General features: G+C 48.6%; 23 protein-coding genes and 1 tRNA gene. 10 read left to right on the top strand and 14 right to left on the bottom strand.

The window, feature by feature from the left end; genetic code table 11:
• The first annotated feature begins 7 nt into the window (after positions 1-7).
• The 3 genes from ABY802_RS09115 (at position 8) to ABY802_RS09105 (ending at position 2,364) form a co-directional block, all read left to right on the top strand.
• A complete protein-coding gene (locus tag ABY802_RS09115; RefSeq protein WP_372626730.1) occupies positions 8-409 on the top strand; it encodes a YeeE/YedE family protein in 402 nt (133 codons plus the stop codon).
• A gap of 14 nt (positions 410-423) precedes the next feature.
• Entirely contained in the window at positions 424-837 is a 414-nt protein-coding gene (locus tag ABY802_RS09110) for a DUF6691 family protein (protein WP_372626729.1), read from the top strand.
• Positions 838-966: 129 nt separating this feature from the next.
• Complete coding sequence (locus tag ABY802_RS09105; RefSeq protein WP_372626728.1) at positions 967-2,364, top strand: ATP-binding protein; 1,398 nt, start codon at positions 967-969, stop codon at positions 2,362-2,364.
• A gap of 198 nt (positions 2,365-2,562) precedes the next feature.
• Here the strand turns inward: ABY802_RS09105 and ABY802_RS09100 are convergent.
• From ABY802_RS09100 to dnaQ, 3 genes are all read right to left on the bottom strand, one after another.
• Positions 2,563-2,639 (bottom strand) — tRNA-Asp (locus ABY802_RS09100).
• A 108-nt stretch (positions 2,640-2,747) separates the two neighbouring features.
• Complete coding sequence (locus ABY802_RS09095; RefSeq protein WP_372626727.1) at positions 2,748-4,238, bottom strand: TIGR03503 family protein; 1,491 nt, start codon at positions 4,236-4,238, stop codon at positions 2,748-2,750.
• Positions 4,226-4,930 carry a DNA polymerase III subunit epsilon gene (gene dnaQ / locus ABY802_RS09090; RefSeq protein WP_372626726.1) on the bottom strand — a complete coding sequence of 235 codons (705 nt, stop codon included), beginning with the start codon at positions 4,928-4,930 and terminating at the stop codon, positions 4,226-4,228. Before dnaQ ends, ABY802_RS09095 begins: the two co-directional genes overlap by 13 nt.
• A gap of 66 nt (positions 4,931-4,996) precedes the next feature.
• On the opposite strand from dnaQ, the gene rnhA reads away from it, so the two are divergent.
• Complete coding sequence (gene rnhA, locus ABY802_RS09085) at positions 4,997-5,470, top strand: ribonuclease HI (RefSeq protein WP_372626725.1); 474 nt, start codon at positions 4,997-4,999, stop codon at positions 5,468-5,470.
• 149 nt (positions 5,471-5,619) lie between these two features.
• On the opposite strand, the gene ABY802_RS09080 is transcribed toward rnhA, so the two are convergent.
• From ABY802_RS09080 to ABY802_RS09045, 8 genes are all read right to left on the bottom strand, one after another.
• Entirely contained in the window at positions 5,620-6,207 is a 588-nt protein-coding gene (locus ABY802_RS09080; protein WP_372626724.1) for a glutathione peroxidase, read from the bottom strand.
• 84 nt (positions 6,208-6,291) lie between these two features.
• A complete protein-coding gene (locus ABY802_RS09075; RefSeq protein WP_372626723.1) occupies positions 6,292-8,346 on the bottom strand; it encodes a TonB-dependent receptor in 2,055 nt (684 codons plus the stop codon).
• Between the two features lie 72 nt (positions 8,347-8,418).
• Positions 8,419-8,931, bottom strand: a complete 513-nt coding sequence (locus ABY802_RS09070; protein ID WP_372626722.1) for a hypothetical protein — start codon at positions 8,929-8,931, stop codon at positions 8,419-8,421.
• On the bottom strand, positions 8,931-10,001 hold the full coding sequence (locus tag ABY802_RS09065) for a tetratricopeptide repeat protein (protein WP_372626721.1): 1,071 nt from the start codon (positions 9,999-10,001) through the stop codon (positions 8,931-8,933). The genes ABY802_RS09070 and ABY802_RS09065 overlap by 1 nt, the downstream gene beginning before the upstream one ends.
• A 52-nt stretch (positions 10,002-10,053) precedes the next feature.
• A complete protein-coding gene (locus ABY802_RS09060) occupies positions 10,054-10,542 on the bottom strand; it encodes an Ig-like domain-containing protein (protein WP_372626720.1) in 489 nt (162 codons plus the stop codon).
• 10 nt (positions 10,543-10,552) lie between these two features.
• The gene (locus tag ABY802_RS09055; protein WP_372626719.1) at positions 10,553-12,136 is read right to left on the bottom strand and encodes a DUF4331 domain-containing protein; all 1,584 of its coding nucleotides are present in this window, start codon (positions 12,134-12,136) and stop codon (positions 10,553-10,555) included.
• 137 nt (positions 12,137-12,273) lie between these two features.
• Entirely contained in the window at positions 12,274-12,948 is a 675-nt protein-coding gene (locus ABY802_RS09050) for an anti-sigma factor domain-containing protein (RefSeq protein ID WP_372626718.1), read from the bottom strand.
• A complete protein-coding gene (locus ABY802_RS09045) occupies positions 12,945-13,487 on the bottom strand; it encodes a sigma-70 family RNA polymerase sigma factor (protein WP_372626717.1) in 543 nt (180 codons plus the stop codon). Before ABY802_RS09045 ends, ABY802_RS09050 begins: the two co-directional genes overlap by 4 nt.
• Before the next feature lie 205 nt (positions 13,488-13,692).
• On the opposite strand from ABY802_RS09045, the gene ABY802_RS09040 reads away from it, so the two are divergent.
• Positions 13,693-14,742 carry a glutathione synthetase gene (locus ABY802_RS09040; RefSeq protein WP_372626716.1) on the top strand — a complete coding sequence of 350 codons (1,050 nt, stop codon included), beginning with the start codon at positions 13,693-13,695 and terminating at the stop codon, positions 14,740-14,742.
• An 87-nt stretch (positions 14,743-14,829) separates the two neighbouring features.
• A complete protein-coding gene (locus ABY802_RS09035) occupies positions 14,830-15,012 on the top strand; it encodes a PA3496 family putative envelope integrity protein (protein WP_372626715.1) in 183 nt (60 codons plus the stop codon).
• 65 nt (positions 15,013-15,077) lie between these two features.
• Here the strand turns inward: ABY802_RS09035 and folE are convergent, their stop codons facing one another.
• Positions 15,078-15,722, bottom strand: a complete 645-nt coding sequence (folE, locus tag ABY802_RS09030) for a GTP cyclohydrolase I FolE (RefSeq protein WP_372626714.1) — start codon at positions 15,720-15,722, stop codon at positions 15,078-15,080.
• A gap of 124 nt (positions 15,723-15,846) precedes the next feature.
• Positions 15,847-16,200, bottom strand: coding sequence for a DUF2750 domain-containing protein (locus ABY802_RS09025; RefSeq protein WP_290611084.1), 354 nt, complete (start codon positions 16,198-16,200; stop codon positions 15,847-15,849).
• 157 nt (positions 16,201-16,357) lie between these two features.
• On the opposite strand from ABY802_RS09025, the gene ettA reads away from it, so the two are divergent.
• The 3 genes from ettA (at position 16,358) to ABY802_RS09010 (ending at position 19,567) form a co-directional block, all read left to right on the top strand.
• Positions 16,358-18,019 (top strand): energy-dependent translational throttle protein EttA, encoded by a 1,662-nt coding sequence (gene ettA, locus ABY802_RS09020; protein ID WP_372626713.1) that lies wholly within the window; start codon positions 16,358-16,360, stop codon positions 18,017-18,019.
• Positions 18,020-18,128: 109 nt separating this feature from the next.
• Positions 18,129-18,815 carry a thiol:disulfide interchange protein DsbA/DsbL gene (locus ABY802_RS09015; protein ID WP_372626712.1) on the top strand — a complete coding sequence of 229 codons (687 nt, stop codon included), beginning with the start codon at positions 18,129-18,131 and terminating at the stop codon, positions 18,813-18,815.
• A 104-nt stretch (positions 18,816-18,919) separates the two neighbouring features.
• On the top strand, positions 18,920-19,567 hold the full coding sequence (locus ABY802_RS09010; RefSeq protein WP_372626711.1) for an energy-coupling factor ABC transporter permease: 648 nt from the start codon (positions 18,920-18,922) through the stop codon (positions 19,565-19,567).
• Between the two features lie 20 nt (positions 19,568-19,587).
• Here ABY802_RS09010 and gdhA read toward each other — a convergent pair whose 3' ends face one another.
• Positions 19,588-20,940 carry an NADP-specific glutamate dehydrogenase gene (gdhA, locus tag ABY802_RS09005; protein WP_372626710.1) on the bottom strand — a complete coding sequence of 451 codons (1,353 nt, stop codon included), beginning with the start codon at positions 20,938-20,940 and terminating at the stop codon, positions 19,588-19,590.
• A 100-nt stretch (positions 20,941-21,040) separates the two neighbouring features.
• On the opposite strand from gdhA, the gene ABY802_RS09000 reads away from it, so the two are divergent.
• On the top strand, positions 21,041-21,636 hold a 596-nt coding region (locus ABY802_RS09000), incomplete at its 3' end, for an alpha/beta fold hydrolase (protein ID WP_372626709.1).

The following is a 21,636-nucleotide window of genomic DNA, read 5'->3' as shown; positions in this document are numbered from 1 at the left end:
GTGCAGCATGGATAATTTCACCCCGATTTCAGCCTTAATTGGCGGCAGCCTTATCGGTCTGGGCACCTTATTACTGCTGGTAACATTAGGACGGATAGCCGGCATTTCAGGTATTGCCAGCCAGGCTCTGTTTCAGAGTGATGGACGTAACTGGCGACTGGCTTTTGTTGTGGGCCTGTTACTTGGGCCTTTCGTGGTCGGTTTAATCATCAGTGATTTTAGCTTTAGTACACCAGAACTTAACAGCAGAACTCTGCTTGCCGGCTTACTGGTTGGTCTTGGCACTGCATGGGGCAGCGGTTGTACTTCTGGTCACGGTATTTGCGGAATTGGTCGCTTTTCGCCGCGATCCATTGCTGCCACCATGATGTTTATGGCCACCGGTGTCGTCGTCGCCAGTTTCTTTTAATTTGTGAGGTTTATATGCAACTGTTTTTTGCGTTGTTGTCCGGCTTACTTATCTCAGCAGGTATTGCTGTTTCAAAAATGATTGACCCACAAAAGGTACTGGGCTTTTTAGATTTAACCGGTAACTGGGATCCCAGCCTGGCATTTGTGATGGCTGCAGCTCTAGTGGTTTATACCATCGGCTACAGATTATCGCAAAAAAAGGGAGCGCCGCTACTGAGTAGTGGCTTTACCTTGCCATCAAAACAGCAGTTGGATCGGTCATTACTGATCGGGGCCGCTATTTTTGGTGTTGGCTGGGGGTTAGCAGGCTATTGCCCTGGCCCGGCCATTGCCGCACTACCGGCCGCCAGTAGTGGTACCGTGGGTTTTGTTGCGATGATGATTATAGGTTGGTTTATTGCGGGCAAAGTACCACTTAAAAAATAACATCCTGATGGCCATATTATTAAGTTGCTGGTTCGTCAGCGGCTAAATTCATTGCTATAGTAATTATAAACCTGACCACATTGAATAAAGCAGGCAGTTTACTCTGCCATCACCAATAAGTTGGTTGACGTGGATACAACGCTTGAAAATATCCTGCTGCATGTGTCATTAAGCCCGGTACTTGACAGTGGCGACAGCCAGGCTGCAGAATTGCTGTTACTACAAGCCTGCCTAAACGGGCTGACAATCTCCCGGGTCAGCCTTTGGTGTTTTGACGACAACCGCGAACTAATTACCTGCGAGCAATTGATTGATATCGACTTGCCCTTAAGTACCGAAAAATCTGTATTTTATCGTCAAGATTTGCCTGTTTACTTTAACGCCCTGGATCATCAGCGTGTTATCCGCGCCGACGATGCTTGCAACCATCCTGCGACCAAAGAGTTTACCGAAAGTTACCTGATCCCAGCCAATATTATGTCAATGCTGGATGTACCCATCCGATTTGGCGGCAAGATGATCGGCATTATTTGCTGTGAGCAAAAAGACACGTTAAAACATTGGACTGATGATGAAACTTACTTTGTTGCTGCGCTGGCGGATTTATATGGCCGGGCACTTACCGCTAGTCAGAAAAAAAAGTATCAACAGCAGCTGGAAGTTTTAAATCAACAACTTGAACAACGAGTTGTCGAGCGCACCAAGCAGCTTGAGAAACATATCCATGAATTGCAGCACACCCAGGCTCAATTGGTTGAGTCAGAAAAAATGGCGTCATTGGGTACATTAGTCGCAGGCGTAGCCCACGAAGTGAATACACCGCTGGGAATAGCTATTACCGCCAATTCACACTGTATAGAGCTGACTGATAAACTTCAGGAATTACTGACAAGCAATACCTTAAGCCGCAGTAAACTGGAAACGACTATTATGGCGTTACGTGATAGTCACGGTGTGATAGAACGCACACTAAACCGCTCTGCTGAGCTGGTTGTTAATTTTAAGAAAACCGCCGTTGATCAATCAAGTTACGACATTCAGACAATTAATCTGGCAGACTATATTCATACGCTGGTATCAACCCTTGAACCTTACACTAAAGCCTATAATGTGAATCATATTATTGAGTGTGACCAACCGGTAAGCATCACCACCTACCCCGGCGCTATTGCTCAGGTGATTACCAATTTGGTTATCAATGCCTGTATTCATGCCTTTGAACCAGGACAGAGTGACAACCAAATCGTCTTTTCCATCAATAAAAACCTGAAAAACACTGTTGAACTGACAGTAAAGGACAGTGGCAAGGGAATAGAGAAAGCTGAGCAAAAACGTATTTTTGAGCCGTTTTACACCACAAAAAGAAGTAATGGCGGCAGTGGTCTGGGACTGGCAATTGTTTACAATTTGATGGCAAGTACCTTAGGTGGTGCTATCAGCGTAGATTCTATCATCGGCAAGGGAACCTGTTTCCGCTTAACCTTGCCCAACATATGTCCGGGCGCTAAACGTAGTGCAAATCGCTGAACTACCGCATAGTATTTAAGTGAGCTGATATTATTTGAGCTGATGTTCGTAAAAAGGAATAAATGGCTTCGCTGCCGGGACTCGAACCCGCGAGCATTCAGGCTTGGGGCGTGACAGGCCGGCTAAGCTCATCGAAAAGAGCAACCGACTGAACTACCGCTGGGTATTGAGTAAGGTGCTGTTACGAAATGGAATAAATGGCGGAGCGGACGGGACTCGAACCCGCGACCCCCGGCGTGACAGGCCGGTATTCTAACCGACTGAACTACCGCTCCGCGCTAATTACACCAGACAATTTCATTTGGGTATCGTCTGGTGCGGCGGGAATGATACGGATAAGGCTAAAGCCCGTCAACTCCTTTTTCGTTGCTTTTGGCTATTCCTTAATCATCCGGCAGGGAAAGATCCAGAATATCATCCAGATCGTTGTTTTTTTGCGCTTTTGTTGGCAAAGTTGCTTTTTTAGTGCTGTTGCCGGCGGCTTTAGCTGGCTTGGCAGCACCTGTAGTGCTGGCAGATGACTTGCGCCAAAATAACAAGGCTGCAGGCTTTTTACCGCTCATAATTAACCAGATAGCAAGGCTACCGGCGATCAGAATAAACAAATTAATTCCAATAACCAAGCCCCAGGGAAACTCCGGTATTGGCTCGGATTGTTCCGCAGCACGCTCAGCAAGAAGTTGCTCGGGCAACTGTTCAAGTTCGGGCGCAGCGAAGGTTTGCTGATTCACCACAAAGCTCAGCTCCGGCATGGTTAACATAAACTCCCGACCATTCTGCCAGTTACCAAACACTGCGGTTTCCAGAATATAGCTGCCAAATCCCTTGTTCAGCACTTGCAGGGTTGCGTCGGGATTATCCTGCGCGTTCAGCGCAAAGGGATCAATGTTGCCATCAGGATAACGTATCCGTCCCTGGATCAATAAACTGTCTGCGACCACACCTTGCTCGGTCAACTTGAAAACAACCTGATGAGGCTCAGTGTCCGTTGCCGCCAGCTCAACCTGAGGAGTGATTGGCGCCGGTTTTAAAATAAGCGGATCCTGCTCCAGTTCGCGGGTATAAAGTGCGGTGCGAACCATGTATTTGGGCGTCCACTGGCCGGCCACGAAATCCAGTTTAAATTCGCCGGTAAATACGCCATCGCGGGCGCGCTCATCAAAGCCACGACCGTCATCGCGAAATGTCGCTACCTGAATAATGCCGCGGCCGAAGTTATCATAGTCAGCGTTGTTAGTGCTGATAAAAATCACTTCAAGCATCAACACTTCACTAAATTCGCGGGCATTAATTGCCGCTCCGCCATTAAGTATTCGCGCGGTGACTTTGACCGTTTCTCCAACCATTAAATTATCAGGCAGCGGATCAACATCCAGTTTAATATCGGTAAGCACCATAACACGACTTTCTGGCAGGATGCGGCCAATTGCTTGCCAGGGGCCAGGCATCGGGTTGTCAATTTCAATTAAGTCATAATTGGCCGCATCGTGCCAGCGTACCTTATTTTCTTCAGCCGTATTAAAATGCAGTTTGCTGCCATCCGGCCTGACCAACACTACCGATGCACTGCCAGGGCGGCGAAACATCAGCAAGGTTATGGTGTCTACTTCACTGTCAATCCGAAAACGATTTTCAAAAAAAGGAATTTGGTTTTTGGTGGGTAAGTCGTCGAGCAGCGCAAAACCATCGGTTAGCGCACTGTCTGGAGCAGCACTTTCTGATACTTTTTTTGCCGTTTCTCCGTTTGTAGTTGGCAGAGTCTCAGCCTGCGGTTGTTCGGCAGGAACGGCCGGATCCTGGCGTGCGTGGCTCGCTGCGGGCCAAAGCAATACCAGCACTAGCAAATACCACCACTGTGCTCTTAGTTGCGCCACAGGCAACTTCCTCCTTTCTTCTGAACTAAATCAAGCCGCGTTTCATGCGCTTGCAGTTCATCGGCCGATGCCTTAATAACCTTTAGCTTACTGCTACGAATAATAACCGGCTGGCCACTATCGCCCTGCTCTGCCTGATCCTGCTCTGCCGCCAGATTTAAACTGACCTGGCCGCCGGTCATCAGTAGGTATACGTCAGCCAGAATTTCTGCATCCAGCAAAGCGCCATGCAACGTTCGGTGGCTGTTATTGATGTCGTAACGCCGGCATAGCGCATCCAGATTATTTTTCTGGCCCGGGTGCAGTTCGCGCGCTAATTTAAGAGTATCGAGTACAGCACAGTATTCGTTTACCGGGGGTAAAGCCGGACGAAGCCGGGCAAATTCATGGTCAATAAAACCGACGTCGAACGCGGCATTATGAATAACCAGTTCAGCACCCTGAATATAATCAAAAAAGCTTTTCGCAATATCCCGGAATTTGGGTTCATCCGCTAAACGCTGGTTGGTAATGCCATGCACGGCAATCGCTTCGGCTTCAATTTCTCGCTCCGGGTTAATATAAACATGATAATTGTTACCGGTAAAACGCCGGTTAACCAGCTCCACGCAGCCAATTTCAATAATGCGGTGACCTTCCCGCGGATTGATACCAGTGGTTTCGGTATCCAGAATAATTTGTCGTTTTGCCATCAGAGATTTCGCTTTTTACTGCATTTAAGTTAGATTATACGCCGTTTTGCTTCGAGGAAAGGCTTTATGCAGAAAAGTGTTGCGATCTATACCGATGGCTCCTGTCTTGGCAACCCCGGACCCGGCGGTTATGGCGCCATTTTGGTCTACAACGAGCATCGCAAGGAACTGAGCGGCGGTTTTCGCCTTACCACCAATAACCGGATGGAATTGCTGGCCGCGATTATTGCACTGGAGAGTTTAAAGTCAGCATGCAAAGTCGATTTGACCACCGACAGCCAGTATGTGCGCCTGGGCATTATGCAATGGCTGGCCGGGTGGAAAAAAAATAATTGGAAAACCAGTCAGAAGCAACCGGTGAAAAATCAGGATTTATGGCAGAGACTGGATGCTGCAGCAACCAGGCACCAGGTAAGCTGGCACTGGGTAAAAGGCCATGCTGGCCACCCGGAAAACGAGCGTTGCGATGTGCTTGCCAGAACAGCCGCTGAAGCAAAACCTCATACTGTTGATGAGGCTTTTGAGCAGAGTCAAAAGTAGTCAACTGCGGCTGGTGCGGGGTCAACTGCTTTAGCTACAACACTCGCTTTGGCCCATCACAGCAACTCGCTCGCGCTTGCGCACTCACTCAGACACTCTGTGATGTCCAAATCGAGGTTCTAGCCGCAGCTGCCCCTCTGGTCAAGCCGTTATTCGCCAGATTTAGTTGTCTTTTCAGTACCACTATTCGCAGCCAGCATTTTTTCCAGCTCAGCAATAAAGTCTTTATCATCCGGCGCGGTGCGGCTGCCAAAATGTTTTACCGTTTGCTCATCGGCGCTGACCAGATACTTGTTGAAGTTCCACGATGGCGTTTCACCGGTTTTGGAAATTAACGCTTTAAATACCGGGTTCGCATCGTCACCTTTTACTTTAGTGGTGGTAAACATAGGGAATTTAACACCATAGGTCAGATAACACACTTCGGCCGTTTTTTCGGCATCGTCGTATTCCTGCTTGAAGCTATCTGACGGAAAACCTAATACAACCAGGCCTTTGTCCTGATACTTCTGATACAACGCTTCCAAACCTTCAAACTGCTTAGTAAAGCCACACTTACTGGCGGTATTAACCACTAATACGGTTTTCCCCTGATACTGCGCGCATAAATCGACCGTCTCCCGGGTGTTTAGCTGTTGCATCGCATGGCTGAGTATTTCACCACATTGATTCGCCATTGCTGGCATGGCCGTTAACGACCCTAACAGCGCCGCGGCACCTAACCATTTTTTCATCATAATTCTCCAGTGATATGTTGGATGTTAGCTTAGCTAGTACGTTAGCTTAGCCTAAACCGATCTCCAAAGCTGTAACCTCCCTGTTTAAAATCGATAAGTCAGCTTTAAACGCAATGTTCTGGGCTCTAACGGGTGCGAATGGCGGTCTTCTATTCCTGCAGCGGGCTCATCCTGTAAACGCGAGCTATAAAAATAGTCGATATCGTTATCCGTGCTATCGAGCAAATTTAATAGATCTACGCCAAACTGCCACTGTTGCCAGGCATATTGATAACCGGCATTTAATACGGTAGTAGCGGCAGAGCGTTGCTCATTAAAACTATCCAGGGTCCGTTTACCAAAATGGCGTAGCCTTAAACTGGCTTGCCAGGGCCGCTCGGCTTTATAAATGAGTCCCATGCTGGCAACCAGTGGCAATGAACCGTCAACATAATTTCCTTCCCCCTCTTCGATACCGGTGAAGCGGGATCGGGTTAATCCCAGCTCGGCATCCAGACTCCAGTTACTACCAAGCCAGTAATACGCTGCCAGCTCTACACCATAGCGTTTACTGCCGCGATTAGCTTCATTAGTACCGGCATCACCGACGTAAAGTAATTCTGAATCAAGCTCAAGATACCAGACTGCCACGGATGCATTAAACGCGGTGTAATCAAAGAAACGTAGGCCAAGCTCAGCTCCGTTAGATTTAACCAGTAAATCGACCGGCTCAACGGTTTCTAACGTTACCGGATCAGCTACTGTAGTGGCACCCCGGACATCATTGGAATGAAAGCCCTGGCCCGTATTCAGATAAGCCTGCCAGTTTGGTGAAAACTGATAACTTATCCCCGCTTTGAGAGTGACAATATCGTCCGAAGCGTCGCCAGAATTAGCCGTAGTTAACGCGCTATCAACCGCTGCGGCCATATAGTCGTAACGCAAGCCCAGATGAGCGGTCCAGTCGGCATTGAGCTGGATATCGGATTGGCTAAATATCCCAACAGAGCCTTGCTGTACTTTATCACGGCGCACGGTGTTTAACCGTTGCCGCGCCCGGGTATTGTACAACCCCACTTCTGCAATATCATCATAACGAAGCTGCACTCCAACAACATGTTCTATTGCAAACTGACCCACCCGGTGGTGCCAGTGATGACTTAACTCACCGCCAACAATCTGCCGTTGATCCACTTGCTGAAACTGATCACCATTTAACGGATCCGTTAAAAAGTAGGTAAAGTTAGACCAGAGGTCCATCTCAGAATCAATCACGTAGGCACTCGCCTGCCAGGCATCGCTATACCAGTTTGCCGACACGCTGTAACGGTTACTCTGGCCGCCAACGGTGGGATCCAGTGAGCCAAGCCGGTCAATCTGGCCACTGGCAACTGCCCGCTCGGGTATTTGATCGGCGGCGTTCCAGCTATTGTCATAGGCCATGGCCGTAACCGATAACTGACCGCTGCCCAATGGCTGGCTGTAGCGCGCCAATGCGTTTAACTTCTTAATATCTTCTTTAATATCTGTCCAGGGACCATCGTAGTGCTGCAACTCGCCGGCCAACAGCAAATTACCGTTGCCCTGTTTACTGCTGCCCTTAGCCAGCAGTCGCCGGTAATTATCCTGGCCAACGCCCAGCACCATTTCGGTTGGGGTGCGGTTCAACAGACTGAACCGGGCTGAGCCTGCCGCGGAAAAATCACCATCATTAGCCTGGTAAGCGCCTTTTTGATAAGCAATCTGACTAATAAGCTCCGGCATAATAAAGCTTAAATCGGTATAGCCCTGGCCATGGCCATGGCTTCGCATATTAATTGGCATACCATCAATAGCAGTACTGAAATCAGTACCATGGTCCAGATTAAAGCCTCTTAAAAAATACTGGTTCGCTTTGCCACTACCGCTATGCTGGGTGACCACCATACCCGGAATAAACTCCAGCACTTCGCCGGTGCGTAGCAATGGCCTGTCACTTATTTCAGCGTTGCCTATTATTCCTTCAGATGCTGAGCTGGCCTGGCCGAGTAAGTCGGTCTGCCGGCCTTTAATGGTAATTTGCTCCATAACATGGGCTGATAAAGGATCTGCAGCCAGCCGTGCTGGCAAACTGGCTAATGTGATGGCACTAAACAGTAAACAATATCGAAAGTTTTTCATGGTGCATCCTGACAAAGCGATTTAATAACAGGTTCAGTAAAGGGATACCGTAATGAAATCTAATAACGTTGCTTAATAAATCGGAAACGTAGCCGCATCTGCGGCAAGTACCGCATTGGCAGAAGCGCCGGGCACCTGCCAGGACAGCAGCAGCTTATGGCTGGGCTCACTGGCAAACAATGCCCGGTAGGTCAGTTGCCATTCACTTTTACCGGCACAACTGACTGCCAGCGGTAATACTAAATAAAGATCGCGTTGCAGTTGTTGCAACTGCCAATCCTCTGCACTGGCAGCGCTGATTTGGCAGGACGTACCGGCACTATTGAAGCTGATATTCTCGGTCAAATAGCGCTCAAGGGTAGGCGCACTATCCATAACCTGCTGCCAGGAGACCTGATGGCTATTGTCAGCATCAATGAGACGGGCCTGAGCCAGATCATGCAGCGCAACTTTCCAGAGCAGCACAGGTTGATCATTGCTGACGGTCACATCCATGTAGGCTGTACTGAATTTATGGGCCAGAGCTGCTGGAGCCACTAAGCCAGCGGCGATAAAACAACAGGCCAGTTTAACGTTTCGGTTCATTACTTGTTCCTTTGCTGATGGCGCAGCGCCAGCTTGCTTTGCTCTAGCAAAACAACATCATCTGGCTCTTTAGCGGTTAAATAGTTAAGTTCAGCCCAGTGCAATGCGGCTTGTGCATCAGGTGCCACCTTTAGAAAATAGTGAGCGATATCTGCGGCATGATCGGTATCACCACGCGCCAGCCTGACTGTTATTCTTTGCGCCAATTCAGGCTTGATAACAGGATATTTATTAAGGCGTTGCTCCGAAGCAGCCAGCCTTACCAGCAAACTATCAGCCAGTCCCAGCTGCTGATGTTTGGTCAGCAGTTGCTGATATACCTGGCTATCGTTCCCCAGAGCCAGGCTTAGGTCAGCCCACTTCAGCCACAAGCTGGTCGGTGCATCTGCCAGAACCGGGCTAAGCCAGTCCCGGGCCTCGGCCAATTGTCCGGTTTGTTCCGCTTGCTCAGCCAGAATGCCGCGCAGCCACAACTCAATAGCTATTGGCAGGCTCTGCTGACGCTGATACAAGGCCTGTAAAGCGGTGTAGCTTTGTTGCCAATCGCCTCTACGCCCGGCTACTTCATAGCTGCACACAGAGAATAAAAATAAGTCTTGCTGCCACAATCTGGCACAAGCCTGTTGCGCTGCCTGATGCTGTGCGGTTGCCAGATAAATACGTGCGGCCATCAGGCTGGCCGATAAATGTTGAGGTTGTTGCTGAAATACCCGCTCAAGCCGGGTTAAGGCGCTGTCAAACTGGTGTTGCTGCTGCTCAAGATCTGCCAGCAGTAGCAAGTAATCTATGCTTCCGTGTTTATCGGAACTGACTTTGCTAAGCCAATATTCGGCTTCATGAAACCAGCTGTCATATCCTGGCTGGCGCGCCCCTTGTAAATACAAGGCAGTCAGTTTCAGCAGATCACTGTCTTCTGGTTGCATGGTGATCCGTTGCTGCAATACCAGCATCTGATCGGTTAATGGCAATGCGGAGCCAATCGCCAGCGTCTCGGTTGCGGCTGGCTTATAACTCTGGGCATCGGCGACAGAACACCATGCAACAAGAAGTAAAAATAGGGAATATTTCATCGGCATGCTCTGATAGAAAACGGGGCGATTATCCGCCCCGTTTTAGTTACGGCTAAAGACCTTGTAGCAAATCGGCATAATCTGCTTCAGCCATAGCGTCCGCAGTAAATACCCGACCATTCACTGATAATGGTGTATCGGTCGCATCCTGACTAAAAGCGGTACGGCTATAGTCTAAAAATGATACCACTGCGACCTGAACATCAATCATCACGGTTGCCTCTACCACATTTTCACCGTCAGTGATGGTCACACTGAAGCTATCATCACCAGTGAATTCACTGCCAGGGGTATAAACAAACTGGCCATTGCTTTGCACATTAACCACGCCACTTGCCGCTGCCGTTACCAGGGCAAACCGTAGCAGATCATTTTCCGGATCCGACGCCACTAATGTGTCATTGATGGCCTCATCGGTTTCAGTTACAAAGCTGGTACTGACCAGCACAGGTGCCTCATTGGGTTTATCGCTGCTGTTACAGGCTGTAAGCCCCGCAACTGTTACCAGCACCAAAGCGGTTTTTAAAGCTAAGTTGTTCATCACAACCTCCTTAGTTAGGTGAGCCAGCCAGCGGCGTAAGTAAATAAGGAAACTCGCTGTTTAGCATAGTCGCATTCAGCGGTGCACCATCGGTAAATGGCACATTACCCACTGGCGCATCTTCCGGCATGCAATAGCCAAGGTTGGTTGGCGTACCATTTACCGGAATATCATGACACAGCGCACCCATTACCACCCGTAGCGCAATATCGACCACATCATCACCCGGACGACGACCATTAGGGAAGCCGGCTAAATCATCCCCTGCTACACCAAAAGCAGACTGCATTGCGGCAGGTTTAGCCGGGATTGCGGTATTCAGGCGTAACATTTCTGATGGGGTTACAGTAGCTAACTGATTAACGCCTTCGACTCCGGTTAAAAATGCATTAACTAAATCCAGACGAGGAAAGTTAGACGGTGCCAAATCTTGAATGTCGGTTCCTAACGTGGCATTCACTGCATCTTTAAAAAGAATGTTCAGCAACGCGGGCAAACTTGGATGTGTCACATAATCGGCGAACTGACCATCATCTGCCGGTTTACTGCTGTTAAATTTATCTTTGTCAGCCAAACCAATAACCAGCTCATTGACTAGCGGATTACTTAAGCGGGATACCTGCACTAACGCCCCGCCATTAACTTCTGGTTTGGCGAAGGTAGCATTCGGGTTCAAAATACGTGCCTGCGGTAAGCTGGCGGTAGTCCAGGCGCCAACGACACCATTGCCACTGCCGGTAATACAGGCTGTTGGTACTTCAATGGCCAACGAAGTGACGTTTTTGTCCAGCAGGTCATCGTTGTTATCGCTTTGGGTAATACCACCCGGAAAGCCACCACCATCGCCAGCACCCGGTGCACTGTCACCTTCAACCGGGACGTAGTTCACTAAGTCGAACGTTTCCCCGAGGTTAACCACAAAGGGGTCTTTACGCTGACCAACAAATATCCGGCTCATCGCATCACAACCCGGCATGGCAACATCGTACACATATTGATCAGCATAAGCCTGGTAGGCTGCACTGCTGGTAAAGGTCTTATTACCAACATTATCATAGGGCTTGGTAAACTGCATGGCACCATCAGCAGGCATCAGGTTGCTAACATCTGCACCGTTAACCAGCTCGACACTGTAGTTCTCGATAAAATTAAGCGCGGCACTGCTGTCACTGCTGATCCCGCCAACATTTTTCAGTGGTACGCCCACCATCCGCTGGTTACCTTCGGGGCCGATGGCAAGTTGCACGCCATTTCCCTCATTCACCAAACTTTGGCTGAAGCGAAAATTAAAGCTTAAGTTAGGCATGGCATCGCCATCGTTGTCGATATGGATGCTGTAAACCGCAGCAGGGTCTAGTGCGAAGTAATTCGGGCCACCGTACGCGTCCTGCAGAGGAATATAATTGGCAATCAGGGTGACATACCCTTCCCTGCCGGTTTCGTAACTGTTAAACACGTAGAAGTCTGTTGCATCCACAGTGGGTGAACGGGTGATACTGGGCGCTTCACGGTGGCTTGATGCCTGAACATCGCTAACAATGATTGCCGTGCTTAACGCTGATGTAATCGCTAAAAATAAAATTGAACGTTGCATAACCTGGATCCTTTTTGATTTAAGTTGCCACCAAGTAACGACTGACTTCTACAACTGGATGCAGTTAAATAAAAAATAATTAAATAAAATAAAAAAACCGCCGAAGCGGTTTTTTTAAGCGGAACAGACTGCCATGGCTATATTGCAATAATCTCTGCAGTAAACAGCACGGGGCCGGTAGGCTGTCCGGTTAGAGAGCCACCTAACGGTTCAAAACTTACCGCCAGCGCAGCAATATCAATGCCCTGTGCAGCAACAGGCCACTGCACCACGCTTTCGCCTTGCTGTGGTAATAAGCCAAGCGATATAGGCGGCTGCCCATCGGCTGGTAACATCCAAAGTTGATAGTCGTTGTCAGTTGCCGCAGAAACGGCAGCGGTCGCTTTTAGCACCAGCTGTTGCTCCTGCCGTGACACCAGCCACAATGCTTTGGCTTCAGAGGTCTGAATAACCGCCACTTCGCTGTTAACCGGGGCCATCAGCATCGGCTGCAACAACACTACCGCTAATAATAAGCTGGCGGCTGTGGCAAGGCTTAGCCAGAATGGCCGCACACTTCTGCTAACAACTTGCTCAGGTGCAAGCCATCCAAGCCGGCGCTGAATTTTCTGCCAAACCTCGGCCCGCGGCGAGGTTGCAGGCAACGATGCCGCTAACGGGTTTAAGTGTTGCTCCCAATGCCACACCGTTGTTCTAACCAGAGCCTGGGTTGAAATAAGTTTTTGAAAACGCATGCGGGCTTTGCCGCGCATGCCACCCAGTACGTAGTTAACGGCTAAGGCATCCAGTCGTTGTTGATCTAAATAGTTCATCCTTCTAAACACCTCTTCAACTGGGTTAAACCGCGACGGATCCAGCTTTTAACGGTTCCCAATGGCGAGCCGGTATGCTCGGTTATTTCATGATGGCTCAGGCCATTTAAATACGCTAACTGAATAGATTGGCGTTGCTCCGGTACCAGCGCCTCCATACAATCGTCCAACTTAACCTTTTCCCTGGTTAAGCCCAAAACCTCCCCCGTTTTCACCTCATCAGGCAATTCGTCCGCGACATCAAGATGCTCAGCCTTAATCCGCCTCGACTTAAGCAGATCCAGCGCCCGGTAGCGGGTAATACTGATCATCCAGGTCATCACAGTGCCTTTTTCAGCATGATAATCTGCCGCGTTGTGCCAGATCCGGACAAACGCATCCTGCAGCACGTCTTCTGCCCAGTCGTGGCGACGAAGCAGGTGCAGGGATACAGAAAACAGCTTACCTGAACTGGCCTGATACAATTTTTCAAATGCCGCACGATTGCCATTTGCAGTGGCATATAACCACTCCAGCAGTTGTTGTTGGGTTGTTTCCATATCTGATCCTTTGGTGTTTTTTATAAGCTACGATACCGCTGGTCAATCAGATGCAGCCGTACATCCTTTTTTACCATCCAACATTATTTTTCAAAAACGGCAATAAAAGCCAAGGCGTACGCTATCATCTGCTTTCATTTTTGCTCAAGCCCATTATGCTTAGCACACTATCAATAAAATACCCTATTAATTAACTGAGTAGCCAATGCGTATTTGTTTTCTAATGTATCCGTGGGAAAAAGTGATGCCTGACGGTGACAGCACCATCCGGATGATCCACGAGGCGGTAAGTCGTGGTCATAGCGTGGCTATTACGCATGCCAACAACCTGACGGTGCGTGACAGTATTGCGCAGGCGTTTTGCAAGGTAGTAGTAAAAGGCCAGAAAATTTCCAGCAATATTGCCAGCTTTTATCAGAAAGTAGAATTTAATCAGCAAAAATTACCACTGGCTGCGTTCGATGCTATTTTCATCCGGCTAAACCCGCCACTTGACCCCATTGTGCTGAACTTTCTAGACTCAGTACGAGAAGACACTTTTATAATGAATGATTTGGATGGCATTCGCATCGCGAACAACAAAATGTATACCGCATCCCTGCACGACCCAGCCAACGAGTTTATTCCCATTACCCATGTCTCGAAGAATAAGGATTACCTGGCCCGGGTTTTAGCAGAATCAGCCAATGACAAAATGATTTTAAAACCGCTCAATGGTTATGGTGGCAAAGGTGTCATTGTTATGGAGAAGTCGGCCGTGCAAAGTGCCCGCTCTTTATTAGACTTTTATATTGGCGACGGTGATAGAGGCAACTACGTTATATTGCAGGAATATGTCGAGGGTGCAGAGCAAGGTGATATCCGGATACTGATGCTAAACGGTAAGCCTATTGGCGCCATGCGACGCATTCCGCCAGCGGACGATGTGCGCTCTAACGTGCACGCCGGTGGCACCGTGCTTAAACATCAGTTATCAGAACAGGAGAAAAAATTATGCGCCCACATTGGCCCACGTTTAGCCCGCGACGGTTTATTTTTTGCCGGGATCGATGTCATTAACGGCAAGCTGATTGAAGTTAATGTGATGAGCCCGGGTGGAATTGCCCGGATTAACCGACTTAACAAAGTACGGCTTCAAGAAAAGGTTATTGATTTTATTGAAAATATAATCGCAAATAAACAGGGAGTCTCGCCGCGCAAACAGGTATTTCAGCCTCTGTTGGCGGCAGCTGAATTGCAAATTGCGCTTGAGTAAAAAGTTTTTATCGTCAGTTGCAAAATAATTCACTGTTTTATCCGCCAAAATAACGGTAAATAGGCAAAAAAAACGGAGGTGTTGTCTATGTTGTTAGCAGTTGAACCACAAGTAGAAGAAGACGATATTGCCACTGACATTGAGCTGCGCAAAGAAGTCAGCAAAGATAGTAAAGCAAAGCAAAAATATGAAGCACGCCGGCGTATTGATGACCTGATTGAGCAAAAGCGACTGCGCCAGCTGCTGGATGACTGGGAGATGGATGACTAGTTAAAAAGCGTTGAAGCAAAAAAGGTGCTTAAGCACCTTTTTTGGATTCGAATACAGTAACGTGGTTAGTAACGGGCTAAAAACTCGGCACGGGTGCGGCCATCGTCTTTAAAAATACCGCCAAGGGCAGTGGTCTGGGTTTTCGAGTTCATGTCCATTACGCCCCGTGATTTAACGCAATAATGCACGGCGTCCATTGTAACCGCCACATCTTTGGTTTGCAGCAAGGTTTGTAATGCCAATAAAATTTGCTGGGTAAGTCGTTCCTGCACTTGCGGGCGCTGGGCAAAAAACCTGACAATCCGGTTTATTTTTGACAAACCGATAATTCTGCCTTGCGGAATGTACGCAACAGTAGCACTGCCGTCGATAGTAACAAAGTGATGCTCGCAGGTACTGGTAAAGCTGATATCTTTTACCTTTACCATTTCACGCACCTGCATTTTGTTTTCTATCAGGGCGATTTTCGGAAAGTTTTTGTAATTAAGACCGCCAAAAACCTCATCGACATACATTTTAGCGATGCGGTGTGGCGTTTCACTTAAACTGTCATCGGTTAAATCCAAACCTAGCGTGCTGACCACTTCTGTCATTAACTGAGAGATCTTAAGATACTTTTCATCTCTGGACAGGCCATTGTCCAGCATTGGGGTCTCTAACCCCTGAGCTTCGAGCGCACTGCGCACTAATACGGCTTCATCTGACAACATACTTTAAATCCAACTAAGTGTTATGTGATGCTTTTACGGCACAACAAAACCATTAGTTTAGTCATTAACTCAACTTTCTACGAAATACCCGAAAAATACTCAACCACTGTGACGAAATTGACTATTACTGCACCCGGGCCAGTGACTCCAGCAGCTCGCGAGGTTCAACTTCCGGACCGTTTAACGACTCGTCCCAGTTAGTGCCAATTAAGACACCATCGTCATACATTTCTTTTAACCAGCCATCGCAAAACACATCCAGTGGAATAGCTTCTGGTTTATAGCCTGCCCACTCGTCTGAACAATGTGCCTGGGCGTCAGCTTTGTTCGACCAGAAAGGCATCACATCAGTCTCTTCAAACTCGACAGACTCTACGACCAGCAAATCTTCGCCGTCGGCCAGGGTCCAGACGATGCCATTGGTTTTAGCTTCTTCAACAAATTTTTGATAACTCGGATCGTGTTCAAACTCGGCCATACTATACCTGCATTTCGGTGGCTTATAATGGCTGCTATTAGAACAGATTTAGCGGGTAAAAAGCCATCATTATCGTTGTCATAACCGGTGGCTTTCCCTGATGGCTTAAAATGACGTACAATTTGCGCCATCCTTAATAACTGGTTGCAATAACACTATGGCGCAATATATTTACTCAATGCATCGGGTGTCAAAAGTTGTCCCGCCGAAAAAAACCATCTTAAAAGATATCTCATTGTCGTTTTTCCCTGGCGCTAAAATTGGCGTGCTGGGCTTAAACGGTGCGGGTAAATCGACCCTGCTGCGGATTATGGCTGGGGTTGATACCGAATTTGAAGGTGAAGCCCGGCCACTGGCTGGTACTAAAATTGGCTATTTACCACAAGAGCCGGTTTTGGATACCACTAAAACCGTGCGGGAGATTGTCGAAGAAGCCGTTGCCGATGTCAAAGAAGCGTTTGGCCGGCTGGATCAGGTTTATGCCGCTTACGCTGAAGAAAACGCCGATTTTGATGCGCTGGCTCGCGAGCAAGGCGAGCTGGAAGCACTAATTCAGGCCAAAGATGGCCATAACCTGGATAATACCCTGGAACGGGCTGCCGATGCGCTGCGTTTACCACCATGGGACGCTAATATTGGTCATTTATCAGGTGGCGAACGTCGTCGGGTTGCCATTTGCCGCCTGTTATTGGAACGGCCGGATATGCTGCTGCTGGATGAGCCAACCAACCACCTGGATGCCGAATCAGTAGCCTGGTTAGAGTGGTTTTTACATGATTATCCGGGAACAGTGGTCGCCATTACCCACGACCGCTATTTCCTTGATAATGTCGCCGGCTGGATTTTAGAACTTGACCGCGGCTATGGTATTCCGTGGGAAGGCAATTACTCATCCTGGCTGGAGCAAAAAGATGCCCGCTTACAGCAGGAAGAGAAAACCGAAAATGCCCGCCAGCGTTCGATTAAACAAGAACTGGAGTGGGTACGCACTAACCCTAAAGGCCGCCATGCCAAAAGCAAGGCGCGGATGGCACGGTTTGAAGAGCTGCAAAGCCAGGACTTCCAGAAGCGGAATGAAACTAACGAGCTGTTTATTCCACCAGGGCCACGTCTGGGTGACAAAGTGCTGGAAGTTTCCCACCTGCGGAAATCTTTCGCTGATCGTCTGCTGATCAATGACCTGAGTTTCAGTGTCCCCAAAGGCGCGATTGTCGGTATTATCGGCCCGAATGGTGCCGGTAAGTCGACATTGTTTAAAATGATAACCGGCAGCGAACAGCCCGATAGCGGCAATATTGAGATTGGCGATACGGTGCATGTAGCCAGTGTTGATCAGTTTCGCGATAGCATGAACCCGAAAAACACGGTATGGCAGGAAATTTCTAACGGCCAGGATATGCTGCAAATTGGTAATTTTCAAATTCCCAGCCGGGCTTATGTCGGTCGCTTTAACTTTAAAGGTAACGACCAGCAGAAATTTATTGGCGAGCTTTCCGGTGGTGAGCGTAACCGGGTGCATCTGGCAGCCCTGTTAAAAGCGGGTGGCAATATGTTGCTGCTGGATGAACCCACCAACGATTTAGACGTGGAAACCTTGCGGGCACTGGAAAATGCTCTGCTCGACTTCCCGGGCTGTGCCATGGTAATTTCGCACGACCGCTGGTTCCTTGACCGCATTGCAACCCATATTCTTGATTACCGGGATGAAGGCCAGGTTAATTTCTTTGAAGGTAACTATTCCGACTATGAGGCATGGCTTAAAGCCACGTATGGCGCCGCTGCGTTAGAGCCACACCGGATTAAATATAAGAAAATTTAAGCGTTATCCTCTGACAAGGCCGCGATTGCGGCCTTGTTTTTTGCCAGTTGACAAGCGCTGACGGCCCTGTTGTTATAACGCCACTTTATTGGCAATACCATAGACATTTATGAGCACTAAAATTCATTTAACCCGTTATGCTAAATTACTGGCGGTTGCCAGTGTAAGTTGGCTGCTGCTTGCTTGCTCTGAGCCTGCAAAACCTGAAAACACCTCTGACGATGCGGTCAAATCGCAGCAAGCAAATCCTGACATCGTCCGGTTTCAGCAAGACGTGCATTACAAACTGGTAGAGAATATTGATGCTGAAAATGCTAAGCCGCCTTTTCTTGTGGAGTATTTCTGGTTTGGTTGCCAACATTGTCAGCAATTTGAACCCGTGCTGGAAGCCATTATGTTGCGCCGCCCTGAACTAAGCCTGGTACGTAAACATGCCTCGGCGGTAGCGCAGTGGCAAACCGACGCCCGAATTTTTTACAGCCTGCAGCAAATGGAGTTGGAGCACCTGACGGCACCGTTATTTAAACTTTATGAAGAAAAGCGCCAGCTTACCCCTTTAGATTTACAACAGTTTCTAATAACACATCAGGTTGATCAAAAAAAATTTTTTGATATTGCTGAAAACAGTGAACTGGTCGTAGAGAAAATGCGCCAGAGTGTCAGCGAAATGCAGGACAATAATATCCGCGGTGTACCCGCCTTAGTGGTTAATGGCCGCTACTTAATCACCCCAAACGAGGATATTAATAACCTGGATGCATATCTGGCACTCATCGATCACCTGCAGACAAAATAGCAGCATCCGAGCACAAGTTGCCAGGTGCACAACTTATCTCTGAGCTGATCCAAGATAACGGGGCCGGCATACTGTTATAAGCTTGTTTTGAACTGGAGAAATCGATGACGTTTTGGCAGGGTGCAACCTGGCTGCTTTGGCTTGGTTTACTGTTTCGGTTCTTTCCACGCGACGTCATTACCCGGCTGATGAAAGACAGCGGCTATCTGCACTTGTGGTGCAGTTCAGTGCTGATTGTTGCGCTTTTGTGGTTGGCTCAAGCCGGAATTCAACCAGGGCTTGAGCTGCACCTGCTTGGGATCACCACTCTGGTGCTGTGCCATGGCTGGCGGATCGCCTGGCTGATAGGTAGTGCTGCTATTGTCATTCTGCTTGCAATTGGGAAAATATCCCTGGCGGACACCGGCAATATTGCATTGTTGACGGTAATGCTTCCTGCCCTGTTTAGTTTTTTAATCTTTGGGTTGTCTTATCAATATTTACCGCGCCACTTATTCATCTATATTTTTATTGCCGGGTTTGCCAACGCCGCCTTAACCATTACTTTTAAAATGTTACTTACCTCAGCCTGGGTATACTGGCAAGGCGACTACAGCTGGAACAGCATTTACCAGAATTATCTTCAACTTGCCTTACTTATCTGGTTTGCTGAAGCCTTGTTAAACGGCATGGCCATTACGTTAATGAGCGTTTACCGGCCCCATTGGCTCAGAACCTTTTATGACAATGAGTACCTGTCGCCAGACCGTTAATAACGTAAAGTTTAGCGAGGCTATACCACGCCTTGCTGGATCATGGCATCGGCCACCCGACGAAACCCTGCGACGTTAGCCCCCAGAATAAAATTTGTCGGCTGATCAAGTTCAGCAGCGGTGTCTCTGGTTCGCTGATAAATACCCCGCATGATGTCCTTCAATTTTTGATCAACTTCATCGAAGGTCCAGCGCTGCATACTGGCATTCTGAGCCATTTCCAACTGGCTGGTGGCTACGCCGCCAGCGTTCGCTGCTTTTCCGGGTGCATAGGCAATTTTGGCTTGTAACAGCAAGTCAGCCGCATCGCTGGTACAGGGCATATTGGCACCTTCGCACACGGCTATGCAGCCATTATCAAGCAGAGCGCGGGCATCAGCTGCCGTTAACTCATTCTGGGTCGCACACGGGAAAGCGATTTGCCCCTGCAGACGCCATACCGCGTGACCATCTTCAGGATAACTGTCGCGGCTAATGTATTCTGCATCTGACTGACGTTTTGCATAATCACTGAGCCTGCCGTTCTCGACCTCCTTTATCTGCTTTAAGCAACTGACATCAATTCCACTTTTCTGATAAATAGTCCCCTGAGAGTCAGTGCACGACACCGGCTTTGCCCCCAACGCCAGCAATTTTTCTATGGTGTGAATGGCCACGTTGCCAGAGCCTGAAACCAGACACTCTTTGCCTTCCAGGGTATCTTTATTGCCTTCCAGCATATGTTCCGCGAAATAAACACAGCCATAACCGGTAGCCTCTTTTCGCGCCAGAGAACCGCCCCAAAGCAGGTCCTTGCCGGTGAACACGCCGTCAAAATTGTTGGTTAGCTTTTTATACTGACCAAACATATAACCAATTTCACGGGTTCCAACCCCAATATCGCCGGCAGGGACGTCTGTTCTGGGGCCAATATGCCGATACAACTCGTTGATAAATGCCTGGCAGAATCGCATTATCTCGCCGTTTGACTTACCCTTCGGGTCAAAATTGGCGCCGCCTTTACCACCACCCAGTGGCAGACCGGTCAGTGCATTTTTTAATACCTGCTCAAAGCCGAGAAACTTCATAATGCTGGCGTTAACACTGGGATGAAAACGGATACCGCCTTTGTAAGGCCCAAGGGCCGAGTTAAATTCTACCCGGTATCCTTTATTGACCTGCACTTTGCCGTTGTCATCAACCCACGCTACCCGGAACATAATTTGTCGCTCCGGCTCTACCATGCGTTCGATAATGGCATGCTGACAAAAGCGACTTTCTTCATCCAGCACCGGCGCCAACGAATCGAGTACTTCTTCAACGGCCTGATAAAACTCAGTTTGTGCCGGGCTGCTCTTCTGTAATTTAACAATAGTATTGTGGGTATAGGGCATATTTAAACCTTTGTTGTGTAAAGCAGTTCGCTGGTATAGCCTGTCAGCATTACCGCTAATTTCACCAATAGTGCACAAACTAACGCAATAAGTACCTGTTATGGATCACTCTTTATATTTTAGGATAGCTGGCTATAAAAATAGCATGCAACTGGCAGCTCTGGCTAACAGGCCGGCATTCAGTGCGTCGCAACCGCCGATACTCTGCCTGCATGGCTGGCTGGATAACGCCGCCAGCTTTCGGCCCCTGGCCAGTGAACTGGCTACTCTACCTATACTGGCACTGGATTTTCCGGGCCACGGCCTGTCGGCTGATCGAAGCAATGATGCCCATTATTATTTTTTTGACTGGGTAGAAGATCTGGTCGCGCTTTGTCAGCAACAAGGCTGGCAGCAGCTGACCGTGATTGGCCATTCCATGGGAGGGATGGTGGCAACTGCTTTGGCTGCGGCTTTCCCGGAGCTGGTTGCCAGGTTGGTACTGATAGATAGCCTGAGCTTTGTTACCGCAGAGCCTAAAGATACCTGTGAGCAACTGCGTCAGGGCATTGTGTCGCGGTTAAAAGCGCCGCCTGCAAAAAAACCGTATTACCAGAGCCTGACCGCTGCAGCTGAGGCAAGGCTACGCCAAAGTGATTTTAGCTTACAGCATGCATTGCTACTGGCCGAACGTGGCACCGTGACAAATCAACAGGG

This window comes from Arsukibacterium sp. (genome assembly GCF_041616895.1).
GTDB lineage: Bacteria > Pseudomonadota > Gammaproteobacteria > Enterobacterales > Alteromonadaceae > Alishewanella.
Note: the sequence above shows the minus strand (reverse complement) of the source record. Positions and strands in the feature narration are given on the sequence as shown.

Bases quoted from the DNA above. Each gene is read 5' to 3' on its own strand.
- ABY802_RS09115 (WP_372626730.1), top strand. From the start codon at position 8: ATGGATAATTTCACCCCGATTTCAGCCTTAATTGGCGGCAGCCTTATC.
- ABY802_RS09110 (WP_372626729.1), top strand. From the start codon at position 424: ATGCAACTGTTTTTTGCGTTGTTGTCCGGCTTACTTATCTCAGCAGGT.
- dnaQ (WP_372626726.1), bottom strand. From the start codon at position 4,930: ATGGCAAAACGACAAATTATTCTGGATACCGAAACCACTGGTATCAAT.
- rnhA (WP_372626725.1), top strand. From the start codon at position 4,997: ATGCAGAAAAGTGTTGCGATCTATACCGATGGCTCCTGTCTTGGCAAC.
- ABY802_RS09080 (WP_372626724.1), bottom strand. From the start codon at position 6,207: ATGATGAAAAAATGGTTAGGTGCCGCGGCGCTGTTAGGGTCGTTAACG.
- ABY802_RS09075 (WP_372626723.1), bottom strand. From the start codon at position 8,346: ATGAAAAACTTTCGATATTGTTTACTGTTTAGTGCCATCACATTAGCC.
- ABY802_RS09070 (WP_372626722.1), bottom strand. From the start codon at position 8,931: ATGAACCGAAACGTTAAACTGGCCTGTTGTTTTATCGCCGCTGGCTTA.
- ABY802_RS09065 (WP_372626721.1), bottom strand. From the start codon at position 10,001: ATGAAATATTCCCTATTTTTACTTCTTGTTGCATGGTGTTCTGTCGCC.
- ABY802_RS09060 (WP_372626720.1), bottom strand. From the start codon at position 10,542: ATGAACAACTTAGCTTTAAAAACCGCTTTGGTGCTGGTAACAGTTGCG.
- ABY802_RS09055 (WP_372626719.1), bottom strand. From the start codon at position 12,136: ATGCAACGTTCAATTTTATTTTTAGCGATTACATCAGCGTTAAGCACG.
- ABY802_RS09050 (WP_372626718.1), bottom strand. From the start codon at position 12,948: ATGAACTATTTAGATCAACAACGACTGGATGCCTTAGCCGTTAACTAC.
- ABY802_RS09045 (WP_372626717.1), bottom strand. From the start codon at position 13,487: ATGGAAACAACCCAACAACAACTGCTGGAGTGGTTATATGCCACTGCA.
- ABY802_RS09040 (WP_372626716.1), top strand. From the start codon at position 13,693: ATGCGTATTTGTTTTCTAATGTATCCGTGGGAAAAAGTGATGCCTGAC.
- ABY802_RS09035 (WP_372626715.1), top strand. From the start codon at position 14,830: ATGTTGTTAGCAGTTGAACCACAAGTAGAAGAAGACGATATTGCCACT.
- folE (WP_372626714.1), bottom strand. From the start codon at position 15,722: ATGTTGTCAGATGAAGCCGTATTAGTGCGCAGTGCGCTCGAAGCTCAG.
- ABY802_RS09025 (WP_290611084.1), bottom strand. From the start codon at position 16,200: ATGGCCGAGTTTGAACACGATCCGAGTTATCAAAAATTTGTTGAAGAA.
- ettA (WP_372626713.1), top strand. From the start codon at position 16,358: ATGGCGCAATATATTTACTCAATGCATCGGGTGTCAAAAGTTGTCCCG.
- ABY802_RS09015 (WP_372626712.1), top strand. From the start codon at position 18,129: ATGAGCACTAAAATTCATTTAACCCGTTATGCTAAATTACTGGCGGTT.
- ABY802_RS09010 (WP_372626711.1), top strand. From the start codon at position 18,920: ATGACGTTTTGGCAGGGTGCAACCTGGCTGCTTTGGCTTGGTTTACTG.
- gdhA (WP_372626710.1), bottom strand. From the start codon at position 20,940: ATGCCCTATACCCACAATACTATTGTTAAATTACAGAAGAGCAGCCCG.